General features: G+C 61.3%; 15 protein-coding genes. 6 read left to right on the top strand and 9 right to left on the bottom strand.

The genetic code is table 11. From position 1 onward, the window contains the following. Positions 1–34: 34 nt before the first annotated feature. Entirely contained in the window at positions 35–376 is a 342-nt protein-coding gene (locus HHA01_RS00890) for a hypothetical protein (protein WP_141317214.1), read from the top strand. 147 nt (positions 377–523) lie between these two features. Here HHA01_RS00890 and HHA01_RS00885 read toward each other — a convergent pair whose 3' ends face one another. The 8 genes from HHA01_RS00885 to HHA01_RS00850 all read right to left on the bottom strand — a co-directional run bounded on the left by HHA01_RS00885 (position 524) and on the right by HHA01_RS00850 (position 8,340). Then, positions 524–1,264 (bottom strand): hypothetical protein, encoded by a 741-nt coding sequence (locus HHA01_RS00885; protein WP_170214808.1) that lies wholly within the window; start codon positions 1,262–1,264, stop codon positions 524–526. 84 nt (positions 1,265–1,348) lie between these two features. Then, on the bottom strand, positions 1,349–1,885 hold the full coding sequence (locus HHA01_RS00880; RefSeq protein ID WP_141317212.1) for a hypothetical protein: 537 nt from the start codon (positions 1,883–1,885) through the stop codon (positions 1,349–1,351). Between the two features lie 313 nt (positions 1,886–2,198). Then, the gene (locus tag HHA01_RS00875) at positions 2,199–3,032 is read right to left on the bottom strand and encodes a CsgG/HfaB family protein (protein WP_141317211.1); all 834 of its coding nucleotides are present in this window, start codon (positions 3,030–3,032) and stop codon (positions 2,199–2,201) included. Positions 3,033–3,088: 56 nt separating this feature from the next. Then, entirely contained in the window at positions 3,089–3,520 is a 432-nt protein-coding gene (locus HHA01_RS00870; RefSeq protein ID WP_141317210.1) for a curli assembly protein CsgF, read from the bottom strand. Position 3,521: 1 nt separating this feature from the next. Further along, positions 3,522–4,031, bottom strand: coding sequence for a CsgE family curli-type amyloid fiber assembly protein (locus HHA01_RS00865; protein ID WP_141317209.1), 510 nt, complete (start codon positions 4,029–4,031; stop codon positions 3,522–3,524). Positions 4,032–4,041: 10 nt separating this feature from the next. Next, positions 4,042–4,749: a LuxR C-terminal-related transcriptional regulator gene (locus tag HHA01_RS00860; protein ID WP_141317208.1), complete on the bottom strand. Its 708-nt coding sequence runs from the start codon at positions 4,747–4,749 to the stop codon at positions 4,042–4,044. Positions 4,750–5,573: 824 nt separating this feature from the next. Beyond that, complete coding sequence (locus HHA01_RS00855) at positions 5,574–6,974, bottom strand: sigma-54 dependent transcriptional regulator (RefSeq protein ID WP_141317207.1); 1,401 nt, start codon at positions 6,972–6,974, stop codon at positions 5,574–5,576. A 223-nt stretch (positions 6,975–7,197) separates the two neighbouring features. After that, positions 7,198–8,340 (bottom strand): GNAT family N-acetyltransferase, encoded by a 1,143-nt coding sequence (locus tag HHA01_RS00850; RefSeq protein ID WP_141317206.1) that lies wholly within the window; start codon positions 8,338–8,340, stop codon positions 7,198–7,200. 300 nt (positions 8,341–8,640) lie between these two features. On the opposite strand from HHA01_RS00850, the gene edd reads away from it, so the two are divergent. The 5 genes from edd (at position 8,641) to HHA01_RS00825 (ending at position 14,435) form a co-directional block, all read left to right on the top strand. Then, a complete protein-coding gene (gene edd / locus HHA01_RS00845; RefSeq protein ID WP_141317205.1) occupies positions 8,641–10,527 on the top strand; it encodes a phosphogluconate dehydratase in 1,887 nt (628 codons plus the stop codon). A gap of 89 nt (positions 10,528–10,616) precedes the next feature. Then, a complete protein-coding gene (glk, locus tag HHA01_RS00840) occupies positions 10,617–11,585 on the top strand; it encodes a glucokinase (RefSeq protein ID WP_141317204.1) in 969 nt (322 codons plus the stop codon). Positions 11,586–11,601: 16 nt separating this feature from the next. Further along, positions 11,602–12,561 carry a D-hexose-6-phosphate mutarotase gene (locus HHA01_RS00835; protein WP_141317203.1) on the top strand — a complete coding sequence of 320 codons (960 nt, stop codon included), beginning with the start codon at positions 11,602–11,604 and terminating at the stop codon, positions 12,559–12,561. Continuing rightward, positions 12,561–13,439, top strand: a complete 879-nt coding sequence (locus tag HHA01_RS00830; protein ID WP_246053765.1) for an aldo/keto reductase — start codon at positions 12,561–12,563, stop codon at positions 13,437–13,439. The genes HHA01_RS00835 and HHA01_RS00830 overlap by 1 nt, the downstream gene beginning before the upstream one ends. Before the next feature lie 51 nt (positions 13,440–13,490). Further along, positions 13,491–14,435, top strand: coding sequence for a carbohydrate kinase family protein (locus HHA01_RS00825; protein ID WP_141317202.1), 945 nt, complete (start codon positions 13,491–13,493; stop codon positions 14,433–14,435). A gap of 180 nt (positions 14,436–14,615) precedes the next feature. On the opposite strand, the gene HHA01_RS00820 is transcribed toward HHA01_RS00825, so the two are convergent. Then, on the bottom strand, positions 14,616–15,278 hold the full coding sequence (locus HHA01_RS00820) for a bifunctional 4-hydroxy-2-oxoglutarate aldolase/2-dehydro-3-deoxy-phosphogluconate aldolase (RefSeq protein ID WP_141317201.1): 663 nt from the start codon (positions 15,276–15,278) through the stop codon (positions 14,616–14,618). Between the last annotated feature and the right edge of the window lie 10 nt (positions 15,279–15,288).

Raw genomic sequence — 15,288 nt, 5'->3', positions numbered from 1 at the left:
CAAGAGGTAATGACACGACTCTGAGGGGCACAACATGCCACGGCTCTTTCCGACGATTGCCGGCTTCCTGATGGGGATATCCACCATCTCGGGGACCCAGGCACAAAACGAGACAATCACCGTCGAGGTCGATGGCGATACCCGGGTGGGCTTCAGCGCCGAGTGGCGACTGACGGACAGCGACGGCCATGAGGAGGTCTCCACCTTCCAGGGTGAGGCGCCGCGCATCTTCCATTTCACGGGAACCCAGCTCGAAGCCAGCCTGCAAAAGGACGGCTCGGCGGAAACCTTGAACGTGATGATCAAAAAAGGCGGCAATACCAACCACCACAGCATCGGGGGAGCAGACGCCAGGCTCCACGTTCGAGTCCGTTGAAGCGAGCGCAGGAGAGAGCACGGCAAAACCGGAGCAGGACTTTTGGCATCCGCAACCACCTGGCCACAAAAACAGGGACCAGCCGGCTAAGCCGGCTGGCCCAAAATTCTCGTTTACACCATTTCTTCCAGGTCATGCAGCCTTCGTTCAGGGGGCCTGTACGACGTTGGCAGTGTTGTTGTGACCGTAGGAGCGTGTCTCCGCAAAGTGCTGAGACTGGCCACTTTGAGTATGTGAAGCCCAGTTGCCAGAACCGAACTGCTTGATGTAGGAGTCATGACCATAGCCGGTCTGCACTACCTGTGCATCGTTACCATAACCTGTCTGCAGGATATCGCTATCCAGTTCGTCACCACCCTGGTAAACATCTGCCCAGTTATTGTCACCGAACTGCTTGATATAGCTATCGTTCAGATCACCATCCTGAACGACGGTCGCCGAGTTATCATCGCCGCCACCCCAGAGACCGTCCTGCTCGACATATGAGTCATTACGATCCCCAAGCTGGTAGACATCGGCATAATTGTCCGAGCCTTCCTGCTTGATACGCGATTCGTTCTGACCCTGGCCACTAGTCGAGCCGACTTCGTCATCCTGAACGACCTTGGAGTAGTTGCTATAACCATCCTGGTCGATATCAGAAAATTGCTCGCCATACTGCGTCACATCTGCATCGTTTGAGACCCCACCCTGAAGGATGAACGACTCGCTGGCATTACTGGAGTTACCACTGTAACCCGCCATTCCGTCAATGGTATCCCGGGAATCCTGGAAGCTATCATGTGGATTGGTATTGCCGCCCGAGTGGTCTTGGGTGGCATCAGCCAGGGCTGAACCACTCATGGCCATGGCGACGAATGCTGCGATAAGAGTCATCTGGAGTTTCATTGTCATTCCCCTGTTACGCGTTGTGGTACGTTGCCTTGCCTTGAAACCGCTGACTCCGACATTGGTTGTTGGTTGTCGGTTGTTTCAGCGCGTCACGATTGTGGCCGTTGCGCCCACCCCGGACCGCGAAATCTGGTCCACGGTGATGGCTCGGTAGCCACTCCCCGACTGTAAAACCTGAACCTGGCCATTGATTCCCGCCTGATTGATCGCTGCCTCGAATTCATGTCCGTCCTGCTCCAGAGTGGCATCGAGGTGGTTCCCTTGCTGGCTGACCAGGCCGATATTGAAGGCGCCTTTCTGGGTGACCGACGCTTGATTCCCGTATCCGCTTTGATAGACGGACGCCAGATTGGGGCCCATCCCCTGCTGATCGATTAGCGCCGAATTATCATTTCCCAGTTGATCGATGAAGGCGATATTGCGATCAGGGAGGGTAAAAAAACCATCCCCCTGATGCTGCTGAACGATCCTTCCAATCTCTGTATCGGCATGCCGACCCCCGGAAATATCGGGATTCGCCTGCGCAACAAAAGCGGAAGAAAAAAGCAGGAAAGCCAATATCAAACTTGATGAAAAACCGCTTTTACCCTGAAGTCTGATTTCTTTACCAAGAGCCATGTCGACCACCCCCAAACGTCCAACCTCAGACAAAACCTTTTACAAAGCCACATCACTTAAATGGGAGTATGACAATAATTCCCGGCACATCCATAATGATTTAACCTTATTTTCAAGTGCCATTTTTTTAATACCTTGACAACCAAAAACCAAATAATACCCAAAAACCAAAAAAACAAAATAAAAAAAAGAGAGTCGCTCGTGAAGCGACTCCCTTTCAATATACCAGAAATCTAATAAACAAAAATTAAATCTCATGGACACAGTTTTCTGTGGCAGTATCTACCCATCATTCGTCACGAATCACCGGGGTTCACAGCATTGGAACTTCTTCCTGAAGATAATCGGACAAGAGGGTTTCATCGATATTGGTACCTTCTTCCAGGTTCCATAGGTTATCACGCACACCACGCGCAATCAGATGAATAACCGCCGCTTCGATTGCCGACATGACCGCCATTTGTACCGGCTCATTGGTGGTAACTCCTGCTTCGGCTTCAAGCAATCGTCGGAAGTCGATAAAACGGTAGACACCCGCCCGTACTTCCTTGGAATAGATCGTCTTGGTGGTCGTCACATTGGACAGGACCTCCCCCGTGGATATCTCCACCGCACGCAGATTAACCGTCACCTGATCCACCTGGTACTGGCCGGACGCTCCGATGCCGAAGTATTCGGCTCCTGCTCCTCCGGTCTTGACATTAGACTCATAGGCAATAATGCCACCTTCCAGGAGCACCGAAGCCGACCGCAATGCGCCCAGGTTGTCGGGGCGATTGAAGCGTTCGAGTTCGGCACGGATGATGCGACGTTCGGTGAGCAGATTCTGCAACCCGACGCGCTCCAGTGGCGTGAACCAACCGGAATCCATCAGAGCCCCGGTAAGCATGGCTGCTGCCCCCTGGGTCACCGAGGTAGAGAAGGTACTGGCCGGCGCCGGACGGTACTGGCCTGTCTGGTCGCGGAAGTCATACACCGCCGCCAGCACCTTGCCCGATGGGCGCGGCAGGGATGTCAGGTCCTGCCAGGTAGCGCTACGGGGGGTCAGTGTGGCGGGCTGCCCCTCCAGCCCCTCGACATCAGCCACCATGGCGGCACAACCACTCAGCCCTGCCGCCATGGCCACCGCGATAATCACCTTGTACATATTGTTATCTCCCTTGCCCCTGCTTGCGAATTTGCCTGGCGTGGCGTAACGGCGCACTAGAAGTCTCCGACTCCCAGCCCTCCGACATTGATGGTGGTCACATCCCCGGTCACGCGATCGGTGACGTCGATCGTCAGTTGCCCTCCGTCATCACGTACCACCACGCCGAAGTCGTTGCTGGTGAACGAGCCCTCACTCAGCTCACCGGCACTCACGTCCGAGATCAGCTGGGAAATCATCCGACTTTCAAGGCTCTGCACCAAGCGCTCTGTCGGCGATGTCGGGTCGAAGTCACGCGCATCAGGATTGGTATTGGTATCCTGGGCCTGCGCCTTATTGAGCAGATAGCTGCCGACAAAGGGGTCCCCACCGAAAGACGGGTTGAGGGGTTCGTAGACCAGCTCTCCTGCCTGGGCCGCCAGTCCCCCACTGCCCAGGAAAGAGGCCACCACCCAGGCAGCTGTACGGCATCGAATCTTGTTGTGCATGTCAAAGCTCCTTGTCTGCCAGGTCACGACTTGGCTGCAGCGCCTCCGAGAGGCGCGCACGAAGCAACCTCTCCTCCACGGCAGCTACGGCCTTCTGCGCATTGCGATCAGCTTCACTGATCCGGGGGGATAGCTGTGTTCGAAAGTGGACAGTATTCCCCTCTGTGATCCAGATCTGACTGCCGGAGCGTGGATCAGGGCGCTCATGCAGGGTCAGCACCACGCCATTGAGCAGCTCGGACTGTCTGCCAGCTTGAGCAAAGCTGCGATAAAAGGTCCGGCCTGCCATGGTCATGGTGCGGTCGACGATGACTCCCGAAAGTTCCGGAGTATCGAGATTGAACTGTTCATCCAGTGCCTCCTGGGCATTCTCATCATTGATCGTCACTTCCGGCATCTGCTGACCGCCATCGAGGGAGGCAGCGTCACCCCCCTCCTGTGCCATGCCTGGCAGGGGCCAGCTCAGCAGCAGAAACAATGCACAGCCTGGTGTCGTGAGTTGCATATGCATGGCAACGACCTCAAGTAACGCATGAGTTGTTTGAAGAATGTGTAAAGGAAGTCACCGGCAAACCGAGTTGATCACGGGCCCAACCCACGGCCTGAGTGCGGTTGCGGACACCGATCTTCTTGAAGATGTTGTAGATGTGCGACTTGACGGTGTGTTGGCTCAGGAACAAGCGTTCAGCGATTTCCAGGTTCGAGGCACCCATCCCCACCAGCCCGAGGATCTGCCGCTCTCTGGTGGTCAGATTGCCGGTTTGACGATAGATATTCAGATGCTGACGACGCAGGTTGTCGATCACTTGCGACGTCAAGCGACGTGACGCCCAGAGTTCGCCTCCGAGCATGCACTTGATACCCTGCGCCATCAGCTCCAGGGAATCATGCTGAAAGAAGACGCCCTGCAAATAAACGGAGGAAAGCAGTTCATTGGCCTGCTCTTCGCTCTCGAGATTGAACACCGACAGCATAAGCGGTTTTCTCCCCTCACCTTCTATTGAGGCAGCATGCTCCTGACAGCGATGTAGCTGTGAAAGGCTCACGACGGACTTATCCACCATTATCAGCCCGACCGATCCACCCGAGAACACTTTTTCAAGTGTCAAATCCGGCGCAAGTATTCGGGTTACCACCCCAGTGCTTTCCTCTATATAGTTTGCCAAAAGAGTGGCCTGAGGCCCTTCATAGGTGACAAGAAAAATGCGATCATCTTGTTCAATAGACATCAAACTTCTCCAGGAAAGGTCATCGGGAATGAAGAAAACGTCATTGCTTGAAAATCCCCTAAGACCGCTCTTTTTTATAATGAACCTTCAGCCCTACCCCTCAGCACCTGGAATCTACAACCGTGAAGCTTTCTTTTTTATCTTCACGCCAACGTCCCTGTAACCCAAAATATCTGAACCAGAAGCTTCATACCGCCTCCACCGAGTTATCCCCTTGACTTGATCTTCGAGATTTTCCGCGGTTCCCGCCACCTTCTTTTCCCGGACGCTCATCCCAAAGGATGACATGGCCGGTGCCTTGAACTTTCTCGCCAGGCGCCAAGTAGTCCAACAGGTCCGCATGCCGAGAGAGGTCGTCTACCGATGGCGAGACACCTGCCGATATATTCCACTCTACCTGCATCCGCTTTTCAGCCAGATCTGCCGCAACACTGGTAGTCACGGCAATTCCTGCCAGACAAACCCCTTGCCACGCTATCCGGCATGTCTTGCACAGTCTGTGGGGCATGATCGACTCCCAGTTTCACCAGCGGAATAACCCCTTGCCCAATATCTATAGCAAAACGCATGCCAAAAAAATTCATCATTATTTACAGCAGGTTATGAGAAACGTATGACAAAAAGTGTTAACTCGATGAAACAGCCCAGCCTTCAGCATGACAAAGAGCACACCAGGAGCCTCAAAAAACCCTTAAAATCATAAACGTGAAAAACTGTTAAGCCATTGACACACTTCTCGGTGCTTCTTGGAAAGCACATAAAAAACCCGCTCCGTAGAGCGGGCAGTCAAGAGGGTCGAGGGTAGGTCTGGTGCCGTGACGGTATCAGGCAAGTTCCGGCTCGGATGAGCTCTCGGCGGGCGAACGCGGGATACCATGCTTGTTCAACAGCCGATACATGGTGACGCGAGAAATATCGAGCTCTTCCGCCGCCGCATTGATGCAGTACTTGTTGCGCACCAGTGCCGAGAGTATGGCATCGCACTCGGCACGATCCCGGGATTGATCCAGGGTGCGGATGTGGCGATGAATCCTGCGGCGCTCGATTCCCAGGTCGTCCGGCTGGATGAGTCGCCCTTCGCACATCACCATGGCGCGGCGAATGCGGTTGATCAGTTCGCGTACGTTTCCCGGCCAGGGGTATTGGCGCATGGCCGCCATCGACTCCCGAGAAAAGCCGCGCAGGGTCGCCGGCTTTTCTCCGGCAAAGCGTTTGAAGAAAAAACGCGCCATGACCTCGATGTCCTCGGGATGCTCGCGCAGGGCAGGCACCACCACCTGAAGCACATTGAGCCGATGATAGAGATCTTCGCGAAAGCGCCCTTCATCCACTGCCTTTGCCAGATCGACATGCGTTGCCGCCAGCACTCGAACGTCCACATCAATCTCATTGAGCGAGCCGATGCGCTGGATGCGCCGGGTCTCGAGAAAGCGCAGCAGGTTGACCTGAAGATCGAGAGGCAGGTCACCGATCTCGTCGAGGAAGAGAATGCCACCGTCGGCCGCTTCGATACGCCCGATCTTGCGCTGCGCCGCTCCGGTGAAGGCCCCCTTCTCGTGTCCAAAAAGCTCGGACTGAATGAGGTTGTCCGGCAAGGCACCACAGTTGATGGCCTGGAACGGGCCCGACGAACGATGGGACCGCTCATGAATCGCCTGGGCCGTCAGCTCCTTGCCGGTACCCGACTCGCCGTGAATACAGACCGAGGCATCCACGGCCGCCACCTTGCGAATGGTCTTGAACAGATCCCACATGACGGGCGTCGTGCCCACCATCTCATACTCACTAACGTCGTCCTGCGGTGTGTCGGCTCCCCTGGCGTCATCTTCGAGGTGCTGGATATGCGCCAGCCGGGCGGCATTGCGCAGCAGAGACTGCAGGCTCTCGTGATCCACGGGGTAGGTGACGAACCCGAAACACAGGTCGAGGATCAGGTGTCGAATATCACTGACGGCAAGCGCCGACTCATCCACTACCGCGACCCAGGGCACCCGGATGCCACACATGGATGCCTCGAGCCTTCTCAGCTCATCCGTGGAGATTGCGTCCAGGACGACCACCCCAAGGCCGTCGGAGACCGAATGTTGATGACAACAACAGGCACCGGACTCATCGAAGAGAAAATGTCGCGAGACTTGCCAGCCCTGCTGCTGCAATATCTCCAACAACTGCGTTTCATTGTCACTGCCCTTGCCCAGCAGCTTTACCTTTGCCGCCGATTCCATCAGATCCTCTCCTCTTCAACGGGAGCTCACGGAAGAAGTTTTCAGCGGCATTCCTCTTGCTCGCAATGAAGTTTCCACCGCGAAAACGACTAGCAGGCGCACATTAACCCAGCTTTAAATCAGGCATTCCTAAACAAAAAGGGCTTCATGTAACACAAAAACTAATCGCATCGAGATGACAGAATAGTGTGAAAAATTCTTTCGGGATTAAACGAAGAGTAGTTCACCTTTCTTCACTTTTAAACGGTAAGCCTTGTGTCGCGGCCTCATGATATGAGCTGACATGAGCGCCTTCCTCGCGGCAGAAACGCGCGACTGCGCTACGCAAGCGCGGATCAGCGATATGATGCAACGAGGTGAGACGGAGAGGAGCGAAGCCTCTCGCCAGCTTGTGTTCCCCCTGGGTGCCCGGGTCGAAGAGATCGAGCCCCCGGGCGAGACAGTGTTCGATGCCCTGGTAGTAGCAGGCCTCGAAGTGCAGCCCATCGGCCATGACCTCACTGCCCCAGTAACGGCCGTACAGCGAATTGCCCCCCTGCAGGCACAGGGCTGCCGCCACGGGCCGGTCGTGCAACCGGGCCTGTATCAACAGGAGCGCCTCGGGCAACCGCTGCAGCAACTGCGCGAAGAAGTCATGGCTCAGGTAGCCGCGCTGCCCGCGCTCCAGGTACGTCATCTGGTAACACCGGTAGAAATGCGCCAGATCCGCCTCACCAATATCGGCCCCCTCGAGTCGATGCAGCGTCAGGCCCTGCTCGGCGATGCGGCGACGTTCGCGACGAATGGCCTTGCGCCGTTTCGATGTCAGGCTGGCCAGGAAGCCATCGAAGTCACCGAACCCCCGGTCCCGCCATTGAAACTGCACGCCGTCCCGCGCTATCAGGTCCGGGCATGCCTGCTGCCAGGCCGCGACTTCCCGCTGTTCGGCAAACAACAGGTGCCAGCCCGAGGTATCTTCGCCGCAACAAGCCTCGGACAGGCGCTGCATGGCCTCGCACGGGTCGACATCCTCGGCGAGCAGCAGCCTGGGGCCCGGGACCGGCGTGAATGGAACGGCACTGACCGACTTGGGGTAATACTGCCCGCCCGCTCTTTCCCAGGCATCCGCCCAGGCCCAGTCGAACACATATTCACCGAAGGAATGATACTTGAGGTAGTGCGGGAGCGCCCCCACGAGCTCGCCGTCGCGCCACAGCGTCAGGTGTCGCGCTACCCAGCCGGTCTCGCGTGTCACGGCTCCGGTCGACTCCAGAGCGGACAGGAATTCATGGCGCAGGAAGGGATAGTCATCATCCACGAGGGCATTCCACGCCGCTGCCGGTATCGCCGCCATGGCAAGCGGATCTGCAAGATGGAGTCGCGTCATGAAATCTCCGAAGGACAGCACGGGCTGGCTGACAGACAACCGTAAAAGGCCCTACATTGTGCTCAGGCATACCCACTCTCGCCACCCCGGGCCCGCCCCATGCCAGCTCGGCATGGCGGCGCTCCCGGGTGCTGAGCCCTCGCCTTCACGCCGGCGGAGCACGACGCGACCTTACCGGCCGCCTTATCCTTTTGGGTTAAATAATTACAAAACACCCTCAAAAGGCCTATCATGGCGGCGTGACTGGCGAAATTTTTGTTAAATTTACCAAAATTCTCGATAACGCCTCCGAGGTGCCCCATGGCCCAAGCTTCCACGTCCCTCAATGCCACCGTTCAACAAGTGACTGAGCGCATCCGTGAACGCTCGAGCGAACGACGCGCCCTCTACGAGCAGCGCATGGAGGACCAGCACCGTCGCGGCGTGCACCGAGCGGAGCTCTCCTGCGGCAACCTGGCCCATGGCTTCGCCGCCTGCGGCAGCGACGACAAGAACGCGCTGAAACTGATGAACAGTGCCAACCTGGGCATCATCTCCGCCTACAACGACATGCTCTCGGCGCACCAGCCTCTCGAGACCTTTCCCGAGACCATCAAGGCGGCCGCCCGCGACATGGGCTCCACCGCCCAGTTCGCCGGTGGCGTGCCGGCCATGTGTGACGGGGTAACCCAGGGTCAGCCCGGCATGGAACTCTCGCTGTTTTCGCGTGACGTCATCGCTATGGCCTCGGCAGTCGGGCTTTCGCACAACATGTTCGATGCCGCCCTCTACCTGGGCGTATGCGACAAGATCGTGCCCGGGCTGTTCATCGCCGCGGCCCGCTTCGGCCACCTGCCGGCCATGTTCGTGCCCGCCGGCCCCATGCCCAGCGGCCTGCCCAACAAGGAAAAGGCGCGCATTCGCCAGCTCTTTGCCGAAGGCAAGGCAAGCCGTGAAGACCTGCTGGAGGCCGAGTCAGAGTCCTACCACAGCCCGGGCACCTGCACCTTCTATGGCACCGCCAACTCCAACCAGCTGATGATGGAAATGATGGGGCTTCACCTGCCCGGCACCTCCTTCGTCAACCCGGGCACCGAGATGCGCGAGGCGCTGACACGCTTCGCCACCGAGCAGGCCGTGCGCAACACCGAAGCCGGTGGCGACTACCGCCCCTTCTACCGGCAGATCGACGAGCGCGCCTTCGTCAACGCCATCGTCGGCCTCCTGGCCTCGGGCGGCTCCACCAACCACACCATGCATCTGGTGGCCATGGCCGCCGCTTCCGGCATCACCCTGACCTGGGACGACTTCACCGACCTCTCGGCGGTCACCCCCAGCCTGATGAAGGTCTACCCCAACGGTCAGGCGGACATCAACCACTTCCAGGCCGCCGGCGGCATGAGCTACCTGTTCCGCGAGTTGATCGGCGCCGGGCTGATTCACAGCGACATACCCACGGTGTTCGGCACCGACATGAGCGCCTATACCCAGGAGCCCTTCCTCGAGAATGGCCAGCTGATCTGGCGCGAAGGCCCCCAGCAGAGCCTCGACAAGGACGTACTGCGCCCGGTCGCCGACCCCTTCCAGGCCACCGGCGGCCTGACCGTGCTGGACGGCAACCTGGGCCGCGGCGTCATCAAGGTGTCGGCCGTGGAGCAGGAGCACCGTATCGTTGAAGCGCCGGCGCGGATCTTCGAAGACCAGAATGACCTCAAGGCGGCCTTCGAGGCGGGCGACCTGGACCGCGATGTGGTCGCCGTGGTGCGCTTCCAGGGCCCCAAGGCCAACGGCATGCCCGAGCTGCACAAGCTGACGCCCTTCCTCGGCGTGCTGCAGGACCGCGGCTACAAGGTGGCACTGGTCACCGACGGCCGTATGTCGGGCGCCTCCGGCAAGGTGCCGGCCGCCATTCACATGAGCCCCGAGGCCCTGGACGGCGGTCCCCTCTCGCGGCTGCGAGATGGCGATATCGTGCGTCTCGATGCCGATGCCGGTACCCTTGACGCCCACGTCGACCCGACGACCTGGGCCGGCCGCGAGAAACACGTGGCCTCGCTGGACCACTACCATGTGGGCCTCGGCCGCGAACTGTTTTCCGGCTTCCGTCACCTGGCCATGCGCGGCGAGGAAGGCGCAGGCGTGTTCGGCGGCTTCGAGGCCGACGACCTGGCACGGCAGCAGGGCCAGATCCACGACGAAGACGCCTGAACGAGTGGCTCGCCCCCGCCCCGCAGCAGCGGGCGGGGCCGGCTGCAGCGATGGCACCCCGACTCGACTCTTGACGACACGAACGCCCCATGACACGACCCGCACTTATTGGTGATATCGGCGGCACCAATGCCCGCTTCGCCCTGGTGACGCCAGGTGCCTTCGCGCCACACGACATTCAGAGCCTGCCCTGTGCCGAGTACCCGGGCATCATCGAAGCCGCCCGCGACTACCTGGAACGAGTCGGCGCAACCGGTGACCAGGCGCCTCGCGAGGCCTGCCTGGCCTTCGCCTGCCCGGTGCATGGTGAACGCGTGGTGATGACCAACAACCACTGGGCGTTCACCCGCACCGAAGTCCGCGAAGCCCTGAACCTGGAGCTGTTCAAGGTCATCAACGACTTCATGGCCCAGGCACTGGGCGTGCCGCATGTCGCCGAGGACGAACGAGTCACGCTCCAGGCAGGCCACTGTGCCCCCCATGCCACGCGCCTGGTGATCGGCCCGGGGACCGGACTCGGCGTGGCCGGCGTATTTCCCGGCCGCCATGACTGGATCCCGCTGCCCACAGAGGGCGGGCATGTCACCTTCGCCCCCACCGACGAACGCGAGCAGAACCTGCTGCGCCATTTCCGCAATCGCTATGGCCGTATCTCGGTCGAGCGCCTGCTCTGCGGTCAGGGGCTCCTGGATCTGTACGTGGCGCACTGCTCATTGAAGGGGGCCAACCCGCAACACCGCACCCCGGCCGAGGTGACCGAAGCCGCCGGCAGCGACGACCCGATCGCGCGTGATACCCTTCAACGTTTTCTGAAGATTCTCGGCGACGTCAGCGGTGACGCGGCCCTGACCATGGGCGCACGGGGCGGGGTCTACCTGTGCGGCGGTATCCTGCCCCGTCTGCTGAACTGGCTGCCCGACAGCCGCTTTCTCGAGGCCTTTCACGACAAGGGGCGCATGCGTGACTACACCGCCTCGCTGCCCGTTCAGGTAGTGACCGCCCCGTGGACGGGACTCCTGGGCGCCGCCGAAGCCCTGCACAACCCCGAGGTCGAATGACCGGCGAGGAGACCGAATGATTCCCGAAACGCTGCGCATCCTGCTGGACAATACCCAGGGACAACGCCACGCCGAGTGGGCCGGACGCGACGTCTGGCTAGCCAACGAGTCCTGGGGTGAACTCGCCGTTTCACTGCAGGGCGCCCAGGTCTTGCACTATGCTCCGGCGTCCGACCACGCGCCAGCCGAAGGCTCTTCTCCGGCGCCCGACAACGCGCCGGCCGAGGGCTCTGCTGCTTCGCCCGGCGAGACGCTGGTACCGGGTGGCTGGCTGTGGGTGACACCGACGCCACAGGCGCTGCCCGGGGCCATCCGCGGCGGCATCCCGCTATGCTGGCCCTGGTTCGCCGATGAACATACCGCCGACGAGTCCTCGGATCGTTCCGGGCCCATGCATGGCCCCGCACGCAAGGCGAACTGGCGCCTGGAAGCCGTCGATGAGCATGAAGACGGCGTCGAGCTTCACCTCAGTCCGCTCGAGCGGCTGCACAGCCAGCTGGTACCGCGTGCCGTGGTCCAGGCCAATGCCCATCGGCTGCATGTCGAACTGATCACCGAGCACCTTGGCGAGACTCCGGTGAAGATCACCGGCGCCCTGCACAGCTACCTGGCGGTGGCGGATGCCCATGCCTGCCGTGTCGAGGGCCTGGCGGGAGCCCGCTACCTCGACAAGCTCAAGGACTTCGCCGACTGCGAGCAGCAGGGCGAGCTCGGCGTGCGCGGCCGCATCGACCGCATCTACCACAGCAATGCCGAGGTCGTGCTCGACGATGAGCAACGACGGCTACGCATTGCTCGTCAAAACAGCGACTCGGTAGTGGTCTGGAACCCCGGCGAGGCGCCGCCCGAGGACACTGCCCCGGCCGATGCGCGACGCTTCCTGTGTGTCGAGTCGGCCAATACCCGTCTCGACCCGGTCTGGCTGGTCCCCGGCGCCCAGCACCTGCTGGGCACCACCCTTTCACGGGATACCTGATGATGCACACGACACCGGCGTTCGACGCCCCCTTTGCCCTGGGCATGATGAACCTGGGCGAGGCCCCGGATCTGCAACGCCCCGCCGCCCTGGCCGACTGGATCGAGGCCAGGCTGGATCAGGGCCTGGTGTGGTTCGACCACGCCGACATCTACGGCAACCGACACTGCGAGGCCCTGTTCGGCGAGGCGCTGCGCCTGCGCCCCGGCCTCGCCGGACGCCTCGGCCTGATCACCAAGACCGGCATCGTCACGCCGGACCGCGACACGTCAGCCTTCGGGGTCAAGCATTACAACAGCTCCCATGCCCATGTCAGCGCCGCCATCGATGCCGCACTCGAGCGGCTCGGGGTCGAGCACGTCGAGCACTTCCTGCTGCACCGCCCCGACCCCTTGATGTCGGCCGAGGCCACCGGCCGGGCCCTGGATGACGCCATCGAGGCCGGCAAGATCGGCGCGGCGGGCGTGTCCAACTTCCTGCCGGAGGCCTGGCGACGCCTGGCCGCGGCCATGCGCCACCCGCTGCAGGCCCATCAGCTGCAGCTGTCGCTGGCACACTCCACACCGCTGTTCGACGGGCTCTACGACGCCGTCATCGGCGATGGCCAACAGCCCATGGCCTGGTCACCACTCGGGGGTGGCGCATGTCTCTCGGGCGCCCTGGGCGAGCGGCTGGAAAGCCTGGCGGCCGATCGGGGGCTCTCTGCTGCCGGGCTCGCCCTGGCCTGGCTGCGTGCCCTGCCCGGGCGCCCCTTGCCGGTCATCGGCAGCCTGACGGCCTCACGCATCACCCAGCTGCTCGACGATGCCCGCCATGACCTGGACCGCGCCACCTGGTATCACCTGCTCGAGACAGCGCGCGGCCACGAGGTCGCCTGACCCGAGGCGTCATGCGCCCCGGCCAACAACACCAACTCTGGGGAATATGTCATGAACCACCTGATTGCCTTCGGCGAAGCCCTGGTCGACATGCTGTCGAGCCGCCTGGGAGACAACCGGCAAGGCCCGGAGACCTTCACGCCCTACGCCGGCGGTGCGCCGGCCAACGTGGCCGTGGCCTGTACCAGGCTGGGACTGCCCAGCCGGTTCCTCGGCATGCTCGGCGAGGATTATTTCGGCGACTTCCTGGCCGCCGAACTGACGGCACACGGCGTCAACGTCTCGGGCGTCAGCCGCACCCGCGAAGCTCGCACCGCGCTGGCCTTCGTCTCGCGGGATGCCGAGGGCGAGCGCACCTTCGACTTCTACCGGCCGCCGGCCGCCGACCTGCTGTACCGTATCGAGCATGTCCCCGCCGGCACCTTCAGTGAACCGGGCCTGCTGCACCTGTGCAGCAACAGCCTGACCGAGCCCGCCATCGCCGAGACGACGCTGGCCATGGCCGAGATGGCCAGGCGAGCCGGCTACCTGGTCAGCGTCGACGCCAATCTGCGCCATAACCTCTGGGCCGCCGGCCAGGCCGATATCAGCCTGGTCACCCAGCTCCTCGATAACGCCGACCTGATCAAGCTGGCCGACGACGAGCTGACCTACCTGCGTGCCGACCACCCGGAAGACGACTGGGTGGCCGAGCGCCTGGCCGCCGGCGCCAGGGCCATCGTCATCACCCATGGGCCCGGCGAGGTCAGGCTGAAGCAGCGCGACCATGAAACACGCCTGGCGCCGCCCGCGGTCAAGGCCGTCGACACCACCGCCGGCGGCGATGCCTTCATCGGCGGCCTGCTGACGCGCCTCGCCGAGCGCTACCATGACGACTGGTTCCGCGACACCGCCCTGCTCGAGGATGCCCTGGCCTTCGCCTGCCGTTGCGGTGCCCATGCGGTCACGCGCCCCGGCGCCTATGCCGCCCTGCCGACCCGCGCTGATCTCGACTGATACCCGGAGAGCGCCAGCTCGCCCGGTGCCTGCGGCACAGAGGATATAGCGAAAAAAGCCGGCCCAGAGGGCCGGCGAGAAAGCGACAGCTAGGCTGTCGAGAGAGAACCTGTCGGGAGGCTCTGGTGGCGGCGCCTCTGCCTGACGTATCGGGTTCAGACAGCGCGCCGCCCCCCTCATTCAGTGATGAAAACGATCCGCCGCTTCCCGGGCCAGACGGCGAATGGCATCCCAGTCTTCCGCCTCGACCAGCGAATCCGGTGTCAGCCAGGAGCCGCCGACACACATCACGTTCTTGAGTGCCAGATAGTCCTCGGCGTTATCCAGACCGATGCCGCCGGTCGGACAGAAGCGAGCCTCCGGCAGCGGCCCGGCAAAGGCCTTGAGGGCCTTGGCGCCACCACTGGCCTCGGCCGGGAAGAACTTGAAGCGACGGTAGCCGAACTGCCAGCCGACCATCACCTCGGAGACGGTGGCCACCCCCGGCAGCATCGGCACCGGGCTGCTGACACCGTGGCGATACAGGGCCTCGGTGGTACCCGGCGTGACCACGAAGTCGGCGCCGACCTGCTCGGCCTGGCGATACTGGGCGGTGGTCAGCACCGTGCCGATGCCCACACTGGCCTGCGGCAGGGCTTCCTTGATGCGCCGGGTGGCTTCCAGGGCACACTCGGTGCGCAGCGTCACTTCCAGCACACTGATGCCGCCTTCCACCAGCGCCCGGGCCAGGGGCACGGCGTCTTCCACGCGCTGAATGGCCAGCACCGGAATGACCTCCGCCTTGAGGCAGATGCTGTCGAGCTCGGTGGTGCGCGTGGAAGGCAATTGCTTATCGATGGTCATGTGGTTCTCC

This window comes from Halomonas halmophila (assembly GCF_006540005.1).
GTDB lineage: Bacteria > Pseudomonadota > Gammaproteobacteria > Pseudomonadales > Halomonadaceae > Halomonas > Halomonas halmophila.
The sequence above is the reverse complement of the archived record's forward strand: the minus strand, read 5'-3'. Positions and strand labels throughout refer to the sequence as shown.

What these genes read in the sequence shown, in the direction of transcription:
- HHA01_RS00835 (WP_141317203.1), top strand. Translation starts at nt 11,602, where the DNA reads ATGATTCCCGAAACGCTGCGCATCCTGCTGGACAATACCCAGGGACAA.
- HHA01_RS00880 (WP_141317212.1), bottom strand. Translation starts at nt 1,885, where the DNA reads ATGGCTCTTGGTAAAGAAATCAGACTTCAGGGTAAAAGCGGTTTTTCA.
- HHA01_RS00860 (WP_141317208.1), bottom strand. Translation starts at nt 4,749, where the DNA reads ATGTCTATTGAACAAGATGATCGCATTTTTCTTGTCACCTATGAAGGG.
- HHA01_RS00890 (WP_141317214.1), top strand. Translation starts at nt 35, where the DNA reads ATGCCACGGCTCTTTCCGACGATTGCCGGCTTCCTGATGGGGATATCC.
- HHA01_RS00875 (WP_141317211.1), bottom strand. Translation starts at nt 3,032, where the DNA reads ATGTACAAGGTGATTATCGCGGTGGCCATGGCGGCAGGGCTGAGTGGT.
- HHA01_RS00855 (WP_141317207.1), bottom strand. Translation starts at nt 6,974, where the DNA reads ATGGAATCGGCGGCAAAGGTAAAGCTGCTGGGCAAGGGCAGTGACAAT.
- edd (WP_141317205.1), top strand. Translation starts at nt 8,641, where the DNA reads ATGGCCCAAGCTTCCACGTCCCTCAATGCCACCGTTCAACAAGTGACT.
- glk (WP_141317204.1), top strand. Translation starts at nt 10,617, where the DNA reads ATGACACGACCCGCACTTATTGGTGATATCGGCGGCACCAATGCCCGC.
- HHA01_RS00850 (WP_141317206.1), bottom strand. Translation starts at nt 8,340, where the DNA reads ATGACGCGACTCCATCTTGCAGATCCGCTTGCCATGGCGGCGATACCG.
- HHA01_RS00885 (WP_170214808.1), bottom strand. Translation starts at nt 1,264, where the DNA reads ATGAAACTCCAGATGACTCTTATCGCAGCATTCGTCGCCATGGCCATG.
- HHA01_RS00870 (WP_141317210.1), bottom strand. Translation starts at nt 3,520, where the DNA reads ATGCACAACAAGATTCGATGCCGTACAGCTGCCTGGGTGGTGGCCTCT.
- HHA01_RS00825 (WP_141317202.1), top strand. Translation starts at nt 13,491, where the DNA reads ATGAACCACCTGATTGCCTTCGGCGAAGCCCTGGTCGACATGCTGTCG.
- HHA01_RS00820 (WP_141317201.1), bottom strand. Translation starts at nt 15,278, where the DNA reads ATGACCATCGATAAGCAATTGCCTTCCACGCGCACCACCGAGCTCGAC.
- HHA01_RS00830 (WP_246053765.1), top strand. Translation starts at nt 12,561, where the DNA reads ATGATGCACACGACACCGGCGTTCGACGCCCCCTTTGCCCTGGGCATG.
- HHA01_RS00865 (WP_141317209.1), bottom strand. Translation starts at nt 4,031, where the DNA reads ATGCATATGCAACTCACGACACCAGGCTGTGCATTGTTTCTGCTGCTG.